Raw genomic sequence first — 18,986 nt, 5'->3', positions numbered from 1 at the left:
CTCAGCTCCCGGAGTCTTCGGTTGATGGTGCCGGTCCCGTCATCGCCGAGATGGTGTCGGCGGCGCCCCGCAGCGTGTGACCGACGAGTGCGCCGAATCGCTCGAAGCCCTCTCCGACCGTCAGGCCCTGCCGGAAACGCGCGTCGATCCCGGCCGCGATCACCGCGAGCTTGAAGTAGCCGAACGCGATGTACCAGTCGAGCTCGCGAAGCTCCAGCTCACCGCTCGCCGCGTAGCGGGCGACCAGCGCGTCGGCGTCGAGGTAGCCCGCGGCGGCCGGGTAGTGCGCCATGACCGCTCCGGTGCCTGCCGAGAGCCGGTGGTAGACGTAGAGCAGGCCGACGTCGGTGAGTGGGTCGCCGAGGGTCGCCATCTCCCAGTCGACGACGGCCGCGATCCGGTCGAAGCGGTGTGCATAGATCACGTTGGTCAACCGGTAGTCGCCGTGGACGATGCCGACCCGCGACGTCGCCGGTAGCGCCTCGGCCAGGCTCCCGGCGACGCTGAGTTCGAGCTCCTGCTGGGTTGATCCGTCCGTCCCGGCCGGCTGGGAGGCCAGATACTGCTTGTGCCAGCGCGCCACCTGGCGCTGCAGGTAGCCCTGCGGCCGACCGAAGTCGCCCAGCCCGACCGCGCTCGGGTCCACCGAGTGCAGCGCGAGCAGGGTGTCCACCAGCAGCTCTCCGGTACGGCGGGCGGCCACCGGCTCGGAGATCAGCTCGGGACTGTCGAGCACGACCCCGTCCACGAAGGACATGACGTAGAAGGGCTGCCCGATCACCTCCGCGTCCGTGCACAGTGCGATCGCCTGCGGTACCGGGACGTCGGTGTGCCGGAGCGCGGAGATCACGGTGTATTCGCGCACCATGTCGTGAGCGGTGGGCAGCACGTGCCCGAGCGGAGGCCGTCGGATCGCCCACACCGACTCGCCGTCGGTGACACGGTAGGTGAGGTTGGACCGCCCCCCGGCGATCAGCGCGGCCCTCAGGGGGCCTTGACGCAGCCCGGGTCGCTCGCGGTCGAGCCAGCCGACCACGGCGCCCAGGGGCAGACCGGGCGGGTCGCCGGCCTTGCTGGAGTCGGAGGACACCCGGCCGAGGCTAGTGTCCGACCGACCGGTCGGTCAACGGCCCGTCCCGTTGAGGTTGCCCTCGTTGCCGGCAACAAGGGCAACCTCAACGCTGGACCCGCGCAACAAGGGCAACGTCAACGCTGGACCCGTGCAACAAGGGCAACCTCAACGCCGGAGGCGCGCAACGACGGCAACGTCAACGCGACAGAGCGAGCTGCATGGACGAGGTGACCTCTGCCTGCTGCGCCTCGGTCAACGGCTTGCCATCGGAATCGGTCACGTAGAAGGCGTCCACGACATTCGAGCCCAACGACGAGATCCGGGCCGACCGGATGTCCAGGCCCGCCGCCTCCAGAGCGGCGGTCACCCAGTGCAGCAGACCGATCCCGTCCCGCGTACGAACCTCGATGACCGTCGCGTCCGTCGCCTCGTCGTCGAACCACAGGATCCGGGGCGGCGGGCGATCGGCCGCCGACCGCTCGGGACCGTTCTCGTACACCGCCTCCTTGGCCCGCAACCGCTCGTCCAGGGCCAGCGTCCCGGCCAGCACCCGCCGCAGGTCGGCGCTGAGCAACGACTGGTCCGGGAACTCGCCGAAGCGTGGGCTCACCGTGAACCGGCTGATCGCCATCGCCGCCTCGGTCCGCACGTCCGCGGTGTGAACGTCCAGCGAGTGCAGGGCGAGCAGTCCCGAGGTCCGTGAGAGCAGCCCGGGAGCATCCGGCGCCACCACGACCACCTCCCCGCCGTCGACAAGGATCCGGGTCTGCCCCGAGGCGGCCAGGGCCGCGAGGTCGGCGGTGAGCGGTTCCGGGCCTGGCATCGGCTCCCCGCCGAGAACGGCGCGGGTCCGATTGACCAAACGCCGGACGAGCGAAGCCTTCCAATCGCTCCAGGCCGCGGGACCGGTCGCGGCGGCATCGGCGATGGTCAGCGCATGCAGCAGTTCCAGCAGGGCCGGGCCCCCGTGCGGGCCCGCGAGCGCGGCCAGCACGATGGCGATCGTGCTCGGATCGTCGAGATCACGCCTCGTCGCGGTGTCGGGCAACAGCAGGTGGTGACGGGTCAGGGCGGTGATGACCTCGACGTCCGCGGCCGAAAAACCCATCCGGGTCGCGATGGCGCGCGTCAGCACGGCACCGACAACCGAGTGATCCCCTGGGCGTCCCTTGCCGATGTCGTGCAGGAAGGCCCCGACGATCAGCAGGTCCGGACGAGCGACGTCAGCGGTCAACGAACTGGCCTGCACCGCCGTCTCGACCAGGTGTCGATCGACGGTGAAGCGGTGCACGGGATTGTGCTGCGCCCGGAATCTCACCGACTCCCACTCAGGCATCAGCCGCGACAGCAGACCGTACTGATCGAGCGCCTCCAGAGCCGGCACGGTGCGACGCCCGGCGCCCAGCAGGCCGACGAATTCGGTTCGCGCTGCGGCCGGCCACGGCTCGGGCATCGGTGAGGACTCGGTGGCCAGCCGGGCCAAGGCGTAACTGGAGATCGGCAGGTCATGCTCGGCCGCGGCCCGTGCCACCCGAAGCAGGAGGACCGGGTCGGCCCACGGATCCGCGTCGCGCGCCAGGACGACCTCGCCGTTCTGTGACACGACGTCGCGGGCCAACGGGGTACGCACGTGCGGGTCGGGCGCGGCGGATCCGGGACGCAGACGTCGCAACAACGAGCGTCCGGCCGGCGGATTCGCCGCAGTCACCCGCCGCCAGGACGCGTCGGTGGCGTAAGCGATCGTGCGCGCTGCCTCGTTGACCGAGCGCAGCACGGCATCGCCGTCGGCCAGAGCGAGGGCATGGGCGACTGATGCCCGGTCCTGACCCCGCAGCACGTCCGCACTTCGGCCTGACATTCGGTGCAGCTCGCCGCGCACGTCCAGCAGGACGGCGCTGGCACTCTGCACGGCCGGCGTCAGGTCCACTAGTTGGGCCGAGGCGAGCGCGCGCAGTCCCACCCAATCACGCAACCCGCCTCGGCAGTCCTTGAGGTCTGGCTCGAGCAGGAAGGACGCATCACCACGTGTCGCCCATCGACTGCGAGCCAGGTCCTGCAGTTCCGGCAATCGTCCCGGAGCCGTGCGGCGCCAGCGCGAGATCACCTGTTCGCGTAACAAGCCGGTCAGGGCTGGATCCCCGGCGATGTGGCGGGCGTCGAGCATGCCCAGCATCGCCTTGAGATCCTCGCCCGCGACCGAGACCGCTTCCTCAACGGTGCGGACCGAATGGTCCAGTCCGACCCCGGCATCCCAGATCGGGTACCAGAGTCCGTCGGCGATGCCGCCGATGTGAGCGACCTTGCCCGTATGGAGAAGGACGAGGTCCAGATCGCCGTACGGCGTGGGCTCCTTGCGGCCCAGCCCACCGACCGCGATGAGCGCGATGCCGTCCACGGCTGGGAACAACTCGCCCAGCCAGCGGTCGTACAGCCCGCTCAGCTCGACCCGCAGAGGTGGGCCGACCAGGTCGGTCCGGGCCAGAACTCCACTGAGTTCGGCCCGAACCGACCTGCGGGAATGCTCAGACGGCGTCTTCATCCCGTTCGCCAGTCCGGACGCGCACGACCGCGTCGACGTCGGTCACCCAGACCTTGCCGTCACCGATCTTGCCGGTGCGGGCGGCCTCGACGACGGCGTCCACGACCTTGGCCGCATCGACCGAACCGACCAGGACCTCGACCTTGACCTTGGGAACCAGATCGACGGTGTACTCAGCCCCGCGATAGACCTCTGTGTGGCCGCGCTGCCGACCGAAGCCGGACACCTCGCTGACGGTCAGACCCTGAATGCCCAGGTTTTCCAGGGCGATCTTGACCTCCTCCAGCTTGAACGGCTTGATGATCGCTGTCACCAGCTTCATGGCGGTCAGACTCCCTTTCCGGTGAGTTCAGAAGGCACGGTTCCTGCCGACGATCCGGGCACGTGGCTCAGACCGCCGGACAGAACCGTCGAGAAGGAGTATGCCGACTCCGCGTGCTCGGCCTCGTCCAGACCCATGGCTTCGGCCTCTTCGCTCACCCGGAAGATACCCATCGCCTTGAGGACAGTGCCGATGATGAAGGTGACGATGAAGGAGTAGGCGAGCACAGACCCGGCCGCGATCAGCTGAACCCAGAGCAGTTTCAGACCGCCCCCGTAGAACAAGCCGCGCTTGGACTCGACCCCTCCGGCGAGCGCACCGTGATCGAAACCGAAGAAGCCGATCAGGATGGTGCCGGTCAGACCACCGACGAGGTGAACACCGACCACGTCCAATGCGTCGTCGAATCCGAACCTGAACTTCAGGCCGACGGCGAGGGCGCAGAGGATGCCCGCGATCAGGCCGATCGCCATACCGCCCAGCGGCGATACGAAGGCACATGCCGGGGTGATCGCGACGAGACCGGCGACCGCGCCCGAGGCGGCGCCGACCGTGGTCGGCTTTCCGTCGCGGATCTGCTCGACGAGCAGCCAGCCCAGGGTGGCCGCACAGGTCGCGATCGTCGTGGTGGTGAAGGCAAGTCCGGCCGTCTGGTCGGCACCGCCCTCGGAACCGGCGTTGAAGCCGTACCAGCCGAACCACAGCAGCGAGGCACCCAGCAGCACGAACGGAACGTTGTGCGGCTTCATCGGATCCCGGCGCCAGCCCGCGCGCTTGCCGAGGACGAACACCAGGGCAAGGGCCGCGGCCCCGGCGTTGATGTGGACCGCGGTGCCGCCGGCGAAGTCCTCGGCCCGCAGCTTGTTCAGGATCCAGCCGGTGCCGAAGACCCAGTTGGCGACCGGGAAGTACACCAGGGTCACCCAGAGACCGACGAACAGCGTCCAGCCCCAGAACTTGACCCGGTCCGCGATCGCGCCGGAGATCAGGGCGGGAGTGATCATCGCGAACATCAGCTGGAACATCGCGAAGACGACCACGGGAACGCCGAGCCCGGCCGCGGCCGTGCCGTCAGGCAACTTCTCCCCGATCGCGTAGACCGGTCCGAAGGCCCAGATGCTGCCCAGCACGCCGGGCTTGCCCAGTCCGTAGAAGTTGCTCGAGGAACCGATCAGGCCGCTCCAGCGGGGGGCGCCGAAGGACCAGGAGAAGCCGTAGAACGTCCAGAGGACGCCCACTACCGCCAGGCAGATGAAGTTCATCATGAGCATGTTGAGGACGTTCTTCGCGCGGACCATGCCGCCGTAGAAGAACGCCAGACCGGGCGTCATCAGCAGAACCAGCGCCGCGGATGCGAGCATCCATGCGGTGTTTCCGGTGTCAACGGCGGCCGTTGCTGGATCGCCCGCAGCTAACAAGATGGCAGGTTGCACCCTTGCGTCTCCTTCGTTGGTGGGATGTCGAAGGCGGCGTTGCCTCGAAACGTAGGCAGAGAGTGTCCATTTCCTGTTTCCACTGACGGACCCTGAATGTTTCGGCGGCATTAACGATGCCGAGTGCGAGCAGGGTCACGCCTGTGTTGTCCGGATTAGCCATACTCGTCGGGCTCGACAGACAGCGGGCGGAACCGAGGGTGCGAGGCGGTTGCCGGCCGAACCGCCTGGACCGGTATCTCGCCGGGCTCGGCCGCCTCCTGCAGCACATGGTGTCGATGACACGGTGGTCCGACAGTCTTCCGCGGACGTCGGTCGCGGTCGGGGCGATGGTGGTCCTGGCGGGCTTGGACGTCCTCGGCGCGTTGCTGGCGCGCCGGTTCGCCCATTCCGGCTCGATGCTGGTATTCGCCGCCGGTGGCGGGTGTTTCCTCGTCCTGTTCTGGGTGTACGCCTCGAGCCTGCGCTACGCCGAGCTGATCCCGGTCACCTTCGGCTGGATAGCGGCGTTACAGGTCGGTCTGCTGATCGCCGAACGGGTTCGCAGCCACACGCCGGTGCCCACCGGTCATTGGGTGGCGGCGGCCGGCTTGATCGCACTGGAGGGCTACCTGCTGTTCTCCGACGCCGGGTGACGGCGCGCGCGAGGTGGCCGGGCGGTAGCGTCGGCGCATGGCCAGCCTCACTCGCGTCGAAGCCCTGGATCGAGCGTCGCTGCTCGCGGTCGAGAGCTATGACATCGACCTCGATCTGACCGAGAACACCGAGGAGTTCTCCTCACACACCACGATCCGCTTCGGCTGCACCTCCCCGGGCGCGCAGAGCTTTCTCGACGTCAAGGCCGATCGAATCGTGCGGGCCGAGCTCAACGGTCGCCGACTCGACCCGACCTCGGTCAGCGACGGGCGCCTGCAGCTGAGCGAACTCGCCGCCGACAACGAGCTCGTGGTCGAGGCACGGATGCGCTATTCCAGTGACGGGGAAGGCCTGCACCGGCACATCGACCCGGCCGACGGGCAGCGCTACCTCTACGCGATGTCCTTTCTCGACGCCGGCCCTCGGTGGTTCGCCTGTTTCGACCAGCCAGATCTGAAGGCCCGCTACCGCATCACCGTCGCCTGCCCCCAGCAGTGGATCGTGCTCGGTAACGGTGCGGCCACCAGCACGGCGCCCGGTCGGTGGCAGATCGCCGAGACCCAGCCGTTGTCGACGTATTTCGTCACTCTCGTCGCAGGTCCCTACACCTCCGTGACGGCCGAACACGACGGCATTCGCCTGGGCATGCACGCCCGCGCCTCGCTGGCCGACCAACTGCGGTCCGAGGCTCCGGAGATGCTGGCGCTGACCGGGAACGCCTTCGATCGGTATCACGACCTGTTCGCCATCCGGTACCCGTTCGGCGAGTACCACCAGGTGTTCTGTCCCGACTTCAACGCCGGCGCGATGGAGAACCCCGGCTGCGTGACCCTGCGCGACCAGTACGTCTTCCGATCGGCGGTGACCTCGGGTGAACGTGGCATCCGGGCCAACACGATCGTTCACGAGATGGCGCACATGTGGTTCGGCGACCTGGTCACGATGCGCTGGTGGGACGACCTGTGGCTCAACGAGTCCTTCGCCGAGTACATGGCCCACCGGATCTGTGCCGAGATCACCGACTACGGCGCCTGGACGGAATTCGGCAGCCGTCGCAAGGACTGGGGCTATGTCGCCGACCAGTCCCCCTCGACCCATCCGGTGGCGGGCAACGGCTCGGCCGACGCCGCATCGGCCCTCGCTGATTTCGACGGGATCTCCTACGCCAAGGGCGCGGCCGCGCTCAAGCAACTGGCCGCCCACCTGGGCGATGACGTGTTCTTCTCCGGCCTGCGCCAATACTTCGCCCGGCACGCTTATGGCAACGCCGAGTTCTCCGACCTCATCGATGCCTGGACCGCCGCCGGGGGCAAGGACGTGGCCGACTGGGCCAAACAGTGGCTCACCACGACGGGGCTGGACACGCTGACCGCGGCCGTGTCCACCGGTCGCGGGGCGGCCGGCGCTCCGGTGGCCACGCTGCGGGTGAGCCGGTCCTCCCCGGACGACAGCCGCCGGCCGCACACCGTCACAGCTGCCGGTTACGACCAGGACGGGCACCGCCGGTTCAGCGCCGCGATCACCGTGACCGCAGACTCGGCCGAGGTCTCGCTGACCGAGCCCGGGTTGGCCGACGCCGACCTCCGCGCAGGCCTGATCCTGGCCGACGCCGAGGACGACACCTGGGCCAAGATACGTTTCTCCGGCGGCTGGTCCCAGCTCACCGAGCTGCTTGCCCGGCTGGACGAACCGGTCGCCCGGGTCGTCGGTTACAACGCGGTGCGCGACGGTGTCCGAGACGCCGAGCTGAGTCCTGACCAGGCGCTGCACACGATGCTGGCGTGTGCCGAGATCGAGGATTCTGACCTCGTCCTCACCGACCTGTTCGGCTTCGCCGTCTCGCAGCTGGCAGGTCCCTTCCGTCCCGAGGCCGACCGGCCCCCGGCGCTCGCCCTGGTGGCCGAGACCGCACAACGGCTGCTGGATGGGTCGGTTCCCGGCGGTGACCGGCAGCTGGTGGCCGCCCGTGCCTTCGTCCGCTCCAGCCGGGACGCGGCGCTGCTAGCCGACTGGCTCGAGGGGCGGCATGTCCCGGACGGCCTGCGGGTCGACGCCGAGCTCCGCTGGCTGATCACCGCTCGGCTGGCCGCGCTGGGGCGCATCGGTGAGCACGAGATCTCAGCCGAGCTGGACCGCGACCGCAGCAGCGCCGGCCTGGCCCACGCCGCCCGCGCGCGCAGCAGCCGGCCCGATCCTGAGGCCAAGCGTTGGGCGTGGAACGCCCTGACCCGGCCGGGCGAGCTGTCGGCCTATGAGCTCTATGCCGTGGCGGAGGGCTTCTTCGAGCCGGGGCAGGCAGAGCTCACGCAGCCCTACGTCGAGCGGTTCTTCACCGAGATGCCCGACACCGTGAGCTTCCGGACCGGCTGGGCGCTGGCCCGGATCGTCCTGCTGGGATACCCCCGCCACGCTGCCACGCCCGCGACAGTGGAACTGGCCGGGACCGCGCTGGCGAGAGTCGATCTGGACCAGGGCGTGCGCCGTTGCCTCGTCGATGCGACCGACGAGCTGAGCCGGGCGCTGCGCGCGATCGAGCGATTCGGCTGAACAGCATCCGACCTTGCGCCGCCTCGCCACCCGATCTGGGCATGCAATAAGGTCACGCATGTGACTGAGATGAGTGTGCGCGGGATGACCGTCGCGATCCATGTGGGCGACCGCGAGGAAGCGCTGGCCTTCTACTGCGCCCTTATCGGCCGCGACCCGGACATGGGTCCGGATCCCGATTTCTACGAGTGGGAGATCTCGCCGGGCGCGTGGCTGCAGCTGTCGACCGGGCGTGAGCAGATCGCCCCGAGCTCGTTCCGGCTGCGACTCAAGGTCGACGACATCGAGGCGGCGCACGAGACGCTGGTGCAGCGAGGTTTCGAGCTGGGCCCGATCAAACAACTGCCTGGCCTGGTCACCTTCGCCAACCTCACCGACCCGTGGGGGAACCCGCTCGGGGTCTACCAGGACATGGGGCTGGCCCCGGGCGCGTGAGCCGTCCGGCAACGGGCCGATAACGTCGCGACAGCAGAGAATGACGGTGACCCCGAAACCGGGCACACTGGGGCAATGCTGACCCTGCGCCAACGCGTGATCACCTATCCGATCGTGGCGCTGGCGCTGGTAAGTGCCGGCGCCTGCCGTCAGACGTCCGGTCAGGCAAGAGCCGTCCCGACCGGCAGCGCGCTGACCGCGGCGAGCAGCGCGTCGGCAACCACTCACAGCGCCCAGGCTTCGCCGGGCCCCGCGGTGGCGACGAAGTACGCCGACTGGCCGACCTATCACGGTGACGGGGCACGCTCGGGCAGGTCCGCCGCGCCGGCGGTCACCCGCGCGCTCGTCAAACACTGGGCCGTCGGGCTGGACGGAGCCGTCTACGGCTCCCCCATCGTGGTCGCCGGCGGGATAGGCATCGTCGTCACCGAGAACAACAGCATGTACCGGATCGCCAACAACCGGGTGATCTGGAAACGAAACTTCGGCCCGCCGGTCGCCGGCTCCGCACTGCCCTGCGGCAACATCGACCCATCCGGGATCACCAGCACGCCTGCGTACGACCCGACGACGAAGACCGTGGTCGCAGTCGCCCTGCGCGGCAACCCGATCCGGCACATCGCCTACGGCGTCGACCCCGTCAGTGGCCGGCAGATCTGGTCCCGCAACGTCGACGTCCCCACCTCCGAGCCGGGAATCAGTCCCCAAGCCATGCAGCAGCGCGGTGCGCTGCTGGTCACCAACCGCCAGGTCTTCATCACCTACGGGGGCCTGGCCGGCGACTGCAGCAGCTACCGGGGCAGCCTCGTGGCGCTGAACCTCGACCACCCGACCACCGCGGCGCTGCGGCACTACACGATTCCCACGTCACGCGAGGCCGGCATCTGGGCCCCGCCCGGGGCGATCGTCGACCCGGACGGCGGCGTGCTCGTAGCAGCGGGTAACGGCGCGACAGCGGGCACCGGCGCCTACGACTACAGCGACTCGGTCCTGCGGATCAGCGTGGGCAGGCGACTGGATTCGTTCTCGCCGTCGACCTGGCGGACCGACAACCGAGACGATCTCGATCTCGGTTCGCAGGGACCGGCTCTGGTCGGCAAGTGGGTCTTCATCGCAGGCAAATCCGGGGTGGCCTACGTCCTGGACCGGGCCCATCTCGGCGGCATCGGCGGTCAGAAGGCATCGATGCAGCTGTGCCGCTCCTTCGGTGGCACCGCGGTCTCGGGCAACGTGGTCTACGTCCCGTGCACGGACGGCCTGCGGGCGGTCCGGATCAATGCCGACGGCACGATGACCGTGCTCTGGCACGCGGCCAGTTCCATCACCGGATCGCCGGTGATCGGCGGGGGCCGGATCTTCAGTCTCGACACCGGCGCGGGCGTGCTCCACCTGCTCGATCCGGCCACCGGGACCGACCGGGGTGCCTACGCCGTCGGTCCGGTGAACCGCTTCGCCACCCCGGCTCTCTACGGTCGGTTGGTCATCGTCGGCTGGCGCAACGGAGTCGCCGCCTACATGTGGTGAGGGCCTGCCGGGATGGTCGTGACGTCCAGCACGGTCAGCCGACCCGGTTGCGCGCGGTGACGAAGGCCGCGACGCAGGCGTCGACATCGGCGTCGCTGTGTGCGGCGGAGAGCTGGACCCGGATACGGGCTTTGCCCTGAGGCACCACGGGATAGCTGAACGCGATGACGTACACGCCCTCGGCCAACATCTGCTCGGCGATCCGACCGGCCAGGCTCGCATCGCCGAACATCACCGGAACGATCGGGTGCTCGCCCGGCAGCAGCTCGAAGCCCGCGTCCGTCATGGCCGCGCGGAAGCGTTCGGCGTTGCGCCGCAAGCTCACGCGTGCCTGGCCACTCATCTCCACCAGGCGCAGTGCCGCGAGCGTTCCCCCGACCACCGAGGGTGCGACCGTGTTGGAGAACAGGTAGGGACGCGAGCGCTGTCGCAGCAACTCGACGATCTCGCGATGCGAGCTGACGTATCCGCCCGAGGCGCCCCCCAAGGCCTTGCCGAAGGTTCCGGTGTAGATGTCGACCCGGTCACCGACGCCGGCCAGCTCAGGCGTCCCACGGCCGTGCTCGCCGACGAAACCGACGGCGTGGGAGTCATCGACCATCACCAAGGCGTCGTACTGCTCGGCCAGCGCACAGATGTCGGCCAGCGGCGCGAGGTAGCCGTCCATCGAGAAGACCCCGTCGGTGACCACCACCCGCCGTCGCGCCTGGGACGCCGCTCGCAGCTGCTCCTGCAGATCAGCCATGTCGCGGTTGCGATATCTGAACCGGCGCGCCTTGGACAGCCGGATGCCGTCGATGATCGAAGCGTGGTTGAGCTCGTCGGAGATGATGGCGTCCTCGGCGGAGAACAGCGTTTCGAACACTCCCCCGTTGGCATCGAAGCACGAGGAGTACAGGATCGTCGCTTCGGTCCCGAGGAAGCCGGACACAGCCGCCTCGAGCTCCAGGTGGGGGCTCTGGGTGCCACAGATGAACCGGACGCTGGCCAGGCCGAACCCCCAGTCGTCGATGGCCTTCTTGGCCGCGGCCTCGATGTCGGGATGGTCGGCCAGGCCCAGATAGTTGTTGGCACAGAAGTTGAGCACGGCCTGACCCTGGGCCCGGATGTGGGCCGACTGTGCTGAGGAGATCTCCCGTTCCCGCTTGAACAATCCGGCCGCTTCGATCTCGGCGAGGGTGTCGGTCAGCTCGGTACGCATCGCGGAATACATCGATCCTCCTCAGATCTCGGTCCAGTCGAGGACCACCTTGCCACCGCGGCCCGATCGAGCGGCCTCGAAAGCCTGCTCCCATTCGGAGGCGGCGTATCGGTCGGTGATCACGGACGAAACACGTTCGCGCAGGACGGGACCGGAGGCGAGCATCGCGCTCATGGCGTACCAGGTCTCGAACATCTCCCGCCCGTAGATGCCCTTGATGGTCAGCATGTGCGTGACGACCTTGGCCCAGTCGACGGTGATCTGCTGGCTCGGCAACCCGAGCATCGCGATACGGCCGCCGTGGTTCATGTTGGCGATCATGTCAGGCAGTGCGCTGGGGTGTCCCGACATCTCCAGGCCGATGTCGAAGCCTTCGCGCATGCCCAGGTCCCGCTGCGCCTGCGCGACTGTGGTGGCCGAGACGTCGACGGCCTGGTCGACGCCCAGCCGGCGGGCCAGTTCCAGCCGCGGACCGGAGACATCGGTGATCACGACGAAACGAGCACCGACGTGACGCGCCACCGCGGCCGCCATCAGGCCGATGGGACCGGCGCCGGTGATCAGCACGTCCTCACCGACCATCGGAAAGCTCAGGGCGGTGTGCACCGCGTTGCCGAACGGATCGAAGATCGCGCCCAGATCCGGGTCTAGGTCGTGGGGATGCACCCACACGTTGCTCTCCGGCAGGACCACGTACTCGGCGAAGGCGCCGTCGCGGTGCACGCCGACCGACAGGGTCCGGATGCACATCTGGCGTCGGCCCGCCCGGCAGTTGCGGCAGATGCCGCAGACGATGTGGCCCTCACCGGAGACCCGGTCACCGACGCGCACATCACGGACCGCGGGGCCGACCGCCACCACCTCGCCGAAGAACTCATGTCCGGGGATCAGCGGAGTACGGATCTCCGACTGAGCCCAGGCGTCCCAGGCCTGGATGTGCAGGTCCGTGCCGCACAGGCCGGTGCGCAGCACACGGATCGTGACCTCGTCCGGGCCGGCGACCGGTTCGGGCCGCTCGACGAGTTCGAAGCCGGGCTGCGGGCCGGGCTTGTACAGCGCCTTCATGGTGTGTCCTTTCGCGCCGTTGCGAAGCTGGACGATGGATTGACGGGAGCTGGTCGATCAGACGACGTCGCCGAGCAACGCGTCGACGAACTGTTCGGGGTCGAACGGGGCGAGATCGTCGACGCCCTCGCCCAGGCCGATGAGCTTGACGGGCACTCCGAGTTCACGCTGAACGCTGATCACGATGCCACCCTTGGCCGTTCCGTCGAGCTTGGTGAGGACGACACCGGTCACGTCGGCGACCTCGGTGAACACCCGCGCCTGAACGAGGCCGTTCTGACCGGTGGTCGCGTCCAGGACCAGCAACGTCTCGTTGATCGGTCCCTGCTTCTCCACCACTCGCTTGACCTTGCCCAGTTCGTCCATCAGACCGACCTTGGTGTGCAGGCGTCCGGCCGTGTCGATCAGCACCGTGTCCACGCCGGCGTCCCAGCCGGCCTTGACGGCCTCGAAGGCCACGCTGGCCGGGTCGCCGCCCTCGGGTCCGCGCACGGTGCTCGCACCGACCCGGGAGCCCCAGGTCGCGAGTTGGTCGGCGGCGGCAGCCCGGAACGTGTCGGCCGCGCCGAGCAGGACCGTGCGGCCGTCGGCGACCAGGACGCGGGCCAGCTTGCCGCAGGTCGTGGTCTTGCCGGTGCCGTTGACGCCGACGACGAGCACGACCGCCGGACCGTCGCCGGTGGAGATGGTGTGCAAGGTCCGATCCATCTGCGGTTGCAGGGCGGCGACGAGTTCCTCGCTGAGCAGCGCACGCAGCTCGCCCTGGGACCGGGTGCCCAGCACCTGGGTCCGAGTGCGCAGCCGCTCGACGATCTCGGTGGTCGAGCGGACACCGACGTCGGCGGTCAGCAGTGCCTCCTCGATCTCCTCCCACGCCTGATCGTCCAGGCGCTCGCGGGACAGGACCGTCAGCAGCCCGCGGCCGAGCGAGGTCTGGGAGCGGGCCAGCCGCGCCCGCAACCGCTGCATCCGGGTCGCCGTCGGCTCGGGGACGTCGAGCAGGGTGCTGGTTTCCTCCGCCGCGCCGGCTTGAACCTCGGCCGTACCGACCGGGGGCTCCGCGACGCGCTCCGGAGCAGGCGGGGCACCGAGCCAGGCGCCACTCGACGGCGCCACGGCGCCGGACGGAGGCGGCGGCGCGGCCTTCGTCACCTTCGTCACCGAGGTGCGGCTCGGCGGGGCAACCTGCGATCGCGAGCGGCGCCTCGGGACGACCAGGGCCGCCGCGAGGCCGCCCGCAACGACGAGCAGGGCAAGAACGATCAGCAGGATTTCGAGCATCCGGTCATCCTCTCAGCCGGGCGGGCGGCGGACGAAATCGGCGAGCACGGGTCCAGGGCGTCACGGCCGGGCCCGGCGCGGCTCGCTCAGGCGGTCTTCAAGGCGCCGCCGCCGGCCCACTGAGCCCAGGAAAGGTTCCAGTCCCCGTAGCCGTCGCCCAGCCTCATCTGCGGCCCGTTCGCGTTCGGGAACTTCACCACGTCGCCGATCTGCAGGTAGCCGTAGAGCTGTTTGGCCACCGCGGGAGCGAGGTTCGTGCAGCCGTTGGAGGTGGACCGGACGCCCAGATTGGCCACGTTCCACGGGGCCGAGTGCAAGTACTCACCGCCATAGGTCAGCCGCTGCGTCCACTGCACGTGAGGGTCGTAGTACCCGGGCCCGCGCATCGAGATGTCAGCGCCCTTCTCCATGATCACCTTGGTGCCTCGGGCGGTCGGTGTGTTCGCGGCGCCCAGGGACACCGGGAAGGTGCCGTAGACCTTGCCGTCGGACTCCACGGTCATCTTCAGCGTGGCCGAATTGACGGTCAGCATGTTGCGCCGGCCGGTCGCGATGGACAGCGTCAGGCTGTCGTCGAAGGCCAGTCCCTTGCCGGCGGACAGGCCCTTGACCGGCAGGTCGACAGTGATCGTCGAATGGGCCGGCCAGTAGTTCTCGAGCCGATAGTGGGCCTCCATGGCGGCCCCGGCGTGGGCCGTGGACTCGAAGTACCACCCGCCCTGCGCCGCCTTGCCGTTGACGGTCACCTTGGTCGCGGCGGCGAAAGCGTGCGCGTTGGTTGGCGCGCGATCGAAGAAGGCGATGATCGGCATCCCCACCCCGTAGCTGGCCCCGTCGCCCTCGAGCAGCGAGACGTGCACCTTCTTCACAGCCGCGGTCGGGCTCGGCGTAGGCGTCGGACTCGCGGAGGGGGACGCCGGAGCCGAGGACGAGGACGTGCCGCCTGTTGATGGCGCGGCCACCGCCGACTGACCGCTGCTGGCGATGGACTGTGGCGCCGGCGCCTGGGTACACGCGGTAAGCGTGACCATCACGGCGAGACCGGCGACGGTGAGAAGGGCGTTTCGTCGTAACACCGGCCCGAGGCTACCTGCTGGGTCTGTCACGACCGTTCACACGGCCCGCGCGCCGGATCAGTCGGGTATCGACTCGCTCGTGTCGTCCCGTAGCCGCTGACTGATCACCTGGGTGATCCCGTCCCCGCGCATGGTGACGCCGTAGAGGGCATCGGCGACTTCCATCGTCCGCTTCTGGTGCGTGATGATGATGAGCTGACTGCTCGCCTTGAGTTCGGCGATCAGACCGACGAGCCGGGTCAGGTTGACGTCGTCGAGCGCGGCCTCGACCTCGTCCATGACGTAGAAGGGACTTGGCCGGGCCCGGAAGATCGCCACCAGGAGCGCAACGGCGGTCAGCGACCTTTCGCCGCCGGAAAGCAGCGACAGTCGCTTGACCTTCTTGCCGGGCGGGCGCGCTTCGACGTCGATGCCGGTCAGCAGCATGTCGTCCGGATCGGTCAGCACGAGCCGTCCCTCCCCACCCGGGAACAGGGTCTTGAAGACGATCTCGAACTCACGCTCGACGTCGTGGTAGGCCGCGGTGAAGACTTCCAGGATTCGGTCGTCGACCTCCTTGACCACGGTCATCAGATCCCGACGGGTGTTCTTGAGGTCCTCGAGTTGGGTGGCCAGGAACTGGTGGCGTTCCTCCAGGGCCGCGAACTCCTCGAGGGCCAGCGGGTTCACCTTGCCCAACAGGGCGAGGTCGCGTTCGGCCCGCGCGGCCCGCTTCTCCTGGCTCGGCCGGTCGAAGGGTCCGGGCTGCGGAGCGACGACGTCCTCGCCGCGCTCGCGCGCCTGCAGGTACTCGGCCGATTCCTGGGCCGACGGCGGTACCGGTTGGTCCGGTCCGTAGTCGGCGATCAAGGCGTCCACCGCCACCCCGAACTCCTCCACGGCGCGTGCCTGGAGTTGTTCGATGCGCAGGCGCTGTTCGGCCCGCGCGACCTCGTCCTTGTGCACCGCGTCGGTCAGCCGGGTCAGCTCGGCGCCGAGTTCCCGCACCGAATGACGGGCGGTCGACAGCATTGCCTCCCGCTCGTGCCGGGACTGCTGTACCTGCTCACGCTCGGCGGCGGCGCGGGCCACCGCCTCGATGAGCAGGGCCGCCGCCGCGCCTGCTGCCTGTTCGACCGCGGCGGCCACCTTCGCGCCGTGCGCGCGACGGACTCGGGCCGCTTCCTGGCGCTGCCTGGCCTGTCGCTCGTTGTCGGCGGCGCGTTGCAGCTGTTCGGCGCGCCCGGCGAGCGCCCGAACGCGTTCCTCCTGGGTGCGGACCGACAGCCGGGCATCCATCTCGGCCTGCCGGGCCTGATGCACGAACTCGGCCCGCGCGTCACGTTCTTCGGCGGACGGCTCGGCCTCCGTCGGCTCGGACTCGGCCAGTCGCAGCCGTTCCTCCAGTTCGACCAGACCGGCCAGGTCGGCATCGCGCGCCTGCTCGGCGGCCGTGCGGGCCAGATCGAGCCGCTGCGCCTCGGCCAGGGCCGACCGTTCGGTCTGGGCCAGCTGAGCAAGCCGTTCGGCGACCGCGTTCAGCCTGGCGTCGGACTCGTTCAGCGCCTCCAGCGTGCGCTCGACCTCGGCCTTGGCCACGCCGGCCGCATCGGTGAGGGCTGACACCTCCTGCTGCAGCCGTCCGTGCTCGGCCAGTGCCGCGGTGGCCCGCTGCTCGGCCTCGTCGACCGCAGCCTGGATCTCCAGCGCGCTCGGCGAGCTGGCCGACCCACCGAAGGCCCAGTTCCGTCCCAGGACGTCCCCCGCGGCGGTGACCGCGCGAACGTCGGGGTGGGCGGCCACCAGCTCGGAGGCGGCGGTCAGATCGGCGACCACCGCCATCAGCTGCAAGGCCTCGTCCAGGGCCGGCCGCAGCTGGTGCGGTGCCGTGACCACGTCGAGAGCCCACCGTGCCGTCGCGGGCAGCGTCGGCCACCCCCGCCGGCGAGACTCCTCGGACGGCGCCTCGGACGGCGCGTCGGACGGCGCCTCGGACGCCTGCGCACCCGGGGCCGGAACGGACTCGCCGATGAGCAGACCGGCCCGGCCGCCGTCCTGCTCGCGCAGCAGTTCGAGCGCGGCGGCCGCGCTGCCCGCGGAGGTCACCGCGACCGCATCGGCGATGGCGCCCAAGGCGGCGGTCAGAGCGGCTTCGTAACCCGCTTCGACGCTCAGCAGGGCGGCCACCGAGCCGAGCATGCCCGGAAGTTCCGAACCCGCCGCGAGGAGAGCGCCCGCCCCGTCCTTACGGGTCAGGCCGAGGGCGAGAGCATCGCGTCGAGCCGTCCACGTCGAGACGTCGCGCTCCATGCTCCGCTCGGCCTCGCGCGCCGTGGCCAGCCGCTTCGCCACCTCGTCGTAGCGCTCGACGGCCTGCTCGTGACGTGAATCCAGATCCAGCTCACCCTCGTCGAGGGCACCGACCTCGCTCTGCGCGGCGCTCAGTTCCGCGCCGGCCCCCGACGCACGTTCGCGGGCCTGGGTGGCTCCGGCGGCGATGCGCGCAATTTCGTCGCCACCGGCTGAGGCTCGGGTCCGCAGGGCATTGACCTGCCCGGCGAGTTTGGCCAGTCCTTCGCGCCGGTCGGCCACAGCGCGGGCCGCGGCAACGATTGCCCTTTCCGCGTCGGCCAATTCCCGCTCGGCTTCCTGGCGGAGCGCGACCGCGTTCTGCAGGGTTTCCCGCCCGACCTCGAGTTCCTCGGTCAGTGCCTGCTCGGTCTGGCGGATCTGCCTCGCCTCCGCGAGCATCTCCTCCGGGTCGCGCCCACGACGTTCCTGCTCCGGGGACTCGGACAGATGCCGGGCCCGCTCGGCGGCGAGTGTCTGGGTCCCGCGGAAGCGTTCGGCCAATGCCGACAGGGTGAAGTAGACCTCCTGGGCGGTGGCCAATGCCGGCGCATCAGCCGCCAACGCCTGTTCGAGCTCGGTTTCACGTTCGGTGGCGACCGTCAACGCCTGCTCGACCTCGGCACGGCGAGACCGCACGGCCGTCTCATCAGCCACCTCCGCGGCCAGGGCCGCCCCGAAGCTCACCAGGTCATCAGCCAGCAACCGCAGCCGTGAATCGCGCAGTTCGGCCTGGACCCCGGCCGCACGCCGTGCGACTTCGGCCTGCTTGCCCAAGGGCTTGAGCTGACGGCGCAGCTCGCCGGTCAGGTCGGTGAGCCGGGTCAGGTTCGCCTGCATAGCGTCGAGCTTGCGCAGCGCCTTCTCTTTGCGCTTGCGGTGTTTCAGGACGCCGGCGGCCTCCTCGATGAACCCGCGGCGGTCTTCCGGGCGCGCCTGCAGCACCGAGTCGAGCTGACCCTGACCGACGATGACGTGCATCTCTCGGCCGATGCCGGAGTCCGACAGCAGCTCCTGGATGTCGAGCAGCCGGGCCCCTTCACCGTTGATCTCGTACTCGCTGGCCCCGTCCCGGAACATCCGGCGGGTGATCGACACCTCGGTGTACTCGATCGGGAGCGCGTTGTCGGCGTTGTCGATGGTCAGCGTGACCTCGGCCCGGCCGAGCGGTGGCCGGCCGGCCGTTCCGGCGAAGATGACGTCCTCCATCTTGCCGCCACGCAGGGCCTTGGCCCCCTGCTCGCCCAGCACCCAGGCGATGGCGTCGACGACGTTCGACTTTCCGGAGCCGTTGGGCCCGACCACGGCGGTGATACCGGGTTCGAAGCGAAGCGTGGTGGCCGAGGCGAAGGACTTGAAGCCCTTCAGCGTCAGGGACTTGAGATGCACGCACGCTCCGGATCGTTCGCGAGGACAGTACGGGACAGCACCACCAGCCGCTGTCCGGTGCTGCTCGGCCTCGAGGTTCGGCTGCGGCGGCGGGCACGCACCGGCAGGCGGCCGGACGAGCCGCGCAGGCCAATCTAC

General features: G+C 69.4%; 13 protein-coding genes. 4 read left to right on the top strand and 9 right to left on the bottom strand.

The features are described from left to right. Window position 1 precedes the first annotated feature (1 nt). The 4 genes from M6D93_RS08270 to M6D93_RS08255 form a co-directional block, all read right to left on the bottom strand. Entirely contained in the window at window positions 2–1,090 is a 1,089-nt protein-coding gene (locus M6D93_RS08270; RefSeq protein ID WP_249773882.1) for a phosphotransferase family protein, read from the bottom strand. 178 nt (window positions 1,091–1,268) lie between these two features. Then, on the bottom strand, window positions 1,269–3,611 hold the full coding sequence (locus M6D93_RS08265; RefSeq protein WP_249773881.1) for a [protein-PII] uridylyltransferase: 2,343 nt from the start codon (window positions 3,609–3,611) through the stop codon (window positions 1,269–1,271). Beyond that, complete coding sequence (locus tag M6D93_RS08260; RefSeq protein ID WP_249773880.1) at window positions 3,595–3,933, bottom strand: P-II family nitrogen regulator; 339 nt, start codon at window positions 3,931–3,933, stop codon at window positions 3,595–3,597. The genes M6D93_RS08265 and M6D93_RS08260 overlap by 17 nt, the downstream gene beginning before the upstream one ends. A 5-nt stretch (window positions 3,934–3,938) precedes the next feature. Beyond that, the gene (locus tag M6D93_RS08255; RefSeq protein ID WP_249773879.1) at window positions 3,939–5,294 is read right to left on the bottom strand and encodes an ammonium transporter; all 1,356 of its coding nucleotides are present in this window, start codon (window positions 5,292–5,294) and stop codon (window positions 3,939–3,941) included. A 341-nt stretch (window positions 5,295–5,635) separates the two neighbouring features. Between M6D93_RS08255 and M6D93_RS08250 the strand changes: the two genes are divergently transcribed. From M6D93_RS08250 to M6D93_RS08235, 4 genes are all read left to right on the top strand, one after another. Beyond that, window positions 5,636–6,001 (top strand): hypothetical protein, encoded by a 366-nt coding sequence (locus M6D93_RS08250; protein ID WP_249773878.1) that lies wholly within the window; start codon window positions 5,636–5,638, stop codon window positions 5,999–6,001. Between the two features lie 37 nt (window positions 6,002–6,038). Beyond that, window positions 6,039–8,549: an aminopeptidase N gene (pepN, locus tag M6D93_RS08245; protein WP_249773877.1), complete on the top strand. Its 2,511-nt coding sequence runs from the start codon at window positions 6,039–6,041 to the stop codon at window positions 8,547–8,549. Window positions 8,550–8,618: 69 nt separating this feature from the next. After that, window positions 8,619–8,984: a VOC family protein gene (locus M6D93_RS08240; RefSeq protein ID WP_249774188.1), complete on the top strand. Its 366-nt coding sequence runs from the start codon at window positions 8,619–8,621 to the stop codon at window positions 8,982–8,984. Window positions 8,985–9,059: 75 nt separating this feature from the next. Beyond that, entirely contained in the window at window positions 9,060–10,508 is a 1,449-nt protein-coding gene (locus M6D93_RS08235) for a PQQ-like beta-propeller repeat protein (protein WP_249773876.1), read from the top strand. 34 nt (window positions 10,509–10,542) lie between these two features. On the opposite strand, the gene M6D93_RS08230 is transcribed toward M6D93_RS08235, so the two are convergent. From M6D93_RS08230 to smc, 5 genes are all read right to left on the bottom strand, one after another. Beyond that, window positions 10,543–11,721 (bottom strand): glycine C-acetyltransferase, encoded by a 1,179-nt coding sequence (locus M6D93_RS08230; RefSeq protein ID WP_249773875.1) that lies wholly within the window; start codon window positions 11,719–11,721, stop codon window positions 10,543–10,545. Window positions 11,722–11,730: 9 nt separating this feature from the next. Next, window positions 11,731–12,774, bottom strand: a complete 1,044-nt coding sequence (gene tdh, locus M6D93_RS08225) for an L-threonine 3-dehydrogenase (protein WP_249773874.1) — start codon at window positions 12,772–12,774, stop codon at window positions 11,731–11,733. A 57-nt stretch (window positions 12,775–12,831) separates the two neighbouring features. Continuing rightward, window positions 12,832–14,055 (bottom strand): signal recognition particle-docking protein FtsY, encoded by a 1,224-nt coding sequence (gene ftsY / locus M6D93_RS08220; RefSeq protein ID WP_249773873.1) that lies wholly within the window; start codon window positions 14,053–14,055, stop codon window positions 12,832–12,834. A gap of 86 nt (window positions 14,056–14,141) precedes the next feature. Then, window positions 14,142–15,131, bottom strand: coding sequence for a L,D-transpeptidase (locus M6D93_RS08215; RefSeq protein WP_249773872.1), 990 nt, complete (start codon window positions 15,129–15,131; stop codon window positions 14,142–14,144). 57 nt (window positions 15,132–15,188) lie between these two features. Further along, complete coding sequence (smc, locus tag M6D93_RS08210) at window positions 15,189–18,848, bottom strand: chromosome segregation protein SMC (RefSeq protein ID WP_249773871.1); 3,660 nt, start codon at window positions 18,846–18,848, stop codon at window positions 15,189–15,191. Window positions 18,849–18,986: the final 138 nt, after the last annotated feature.

The organism is Jatrophihabitans telluris (genome assembly GCF_023516435.1).
GTDB lineage: Bacteria > Actinomycetota > Actinomycetes > Mycobacteriales > Jatrophihabitantaceae > Jatrophihabitans_A > Jatrophihabitans_A telluris.
This window is presented reverse-complemented; position numbering and strand designations above follow the sequence as displayed.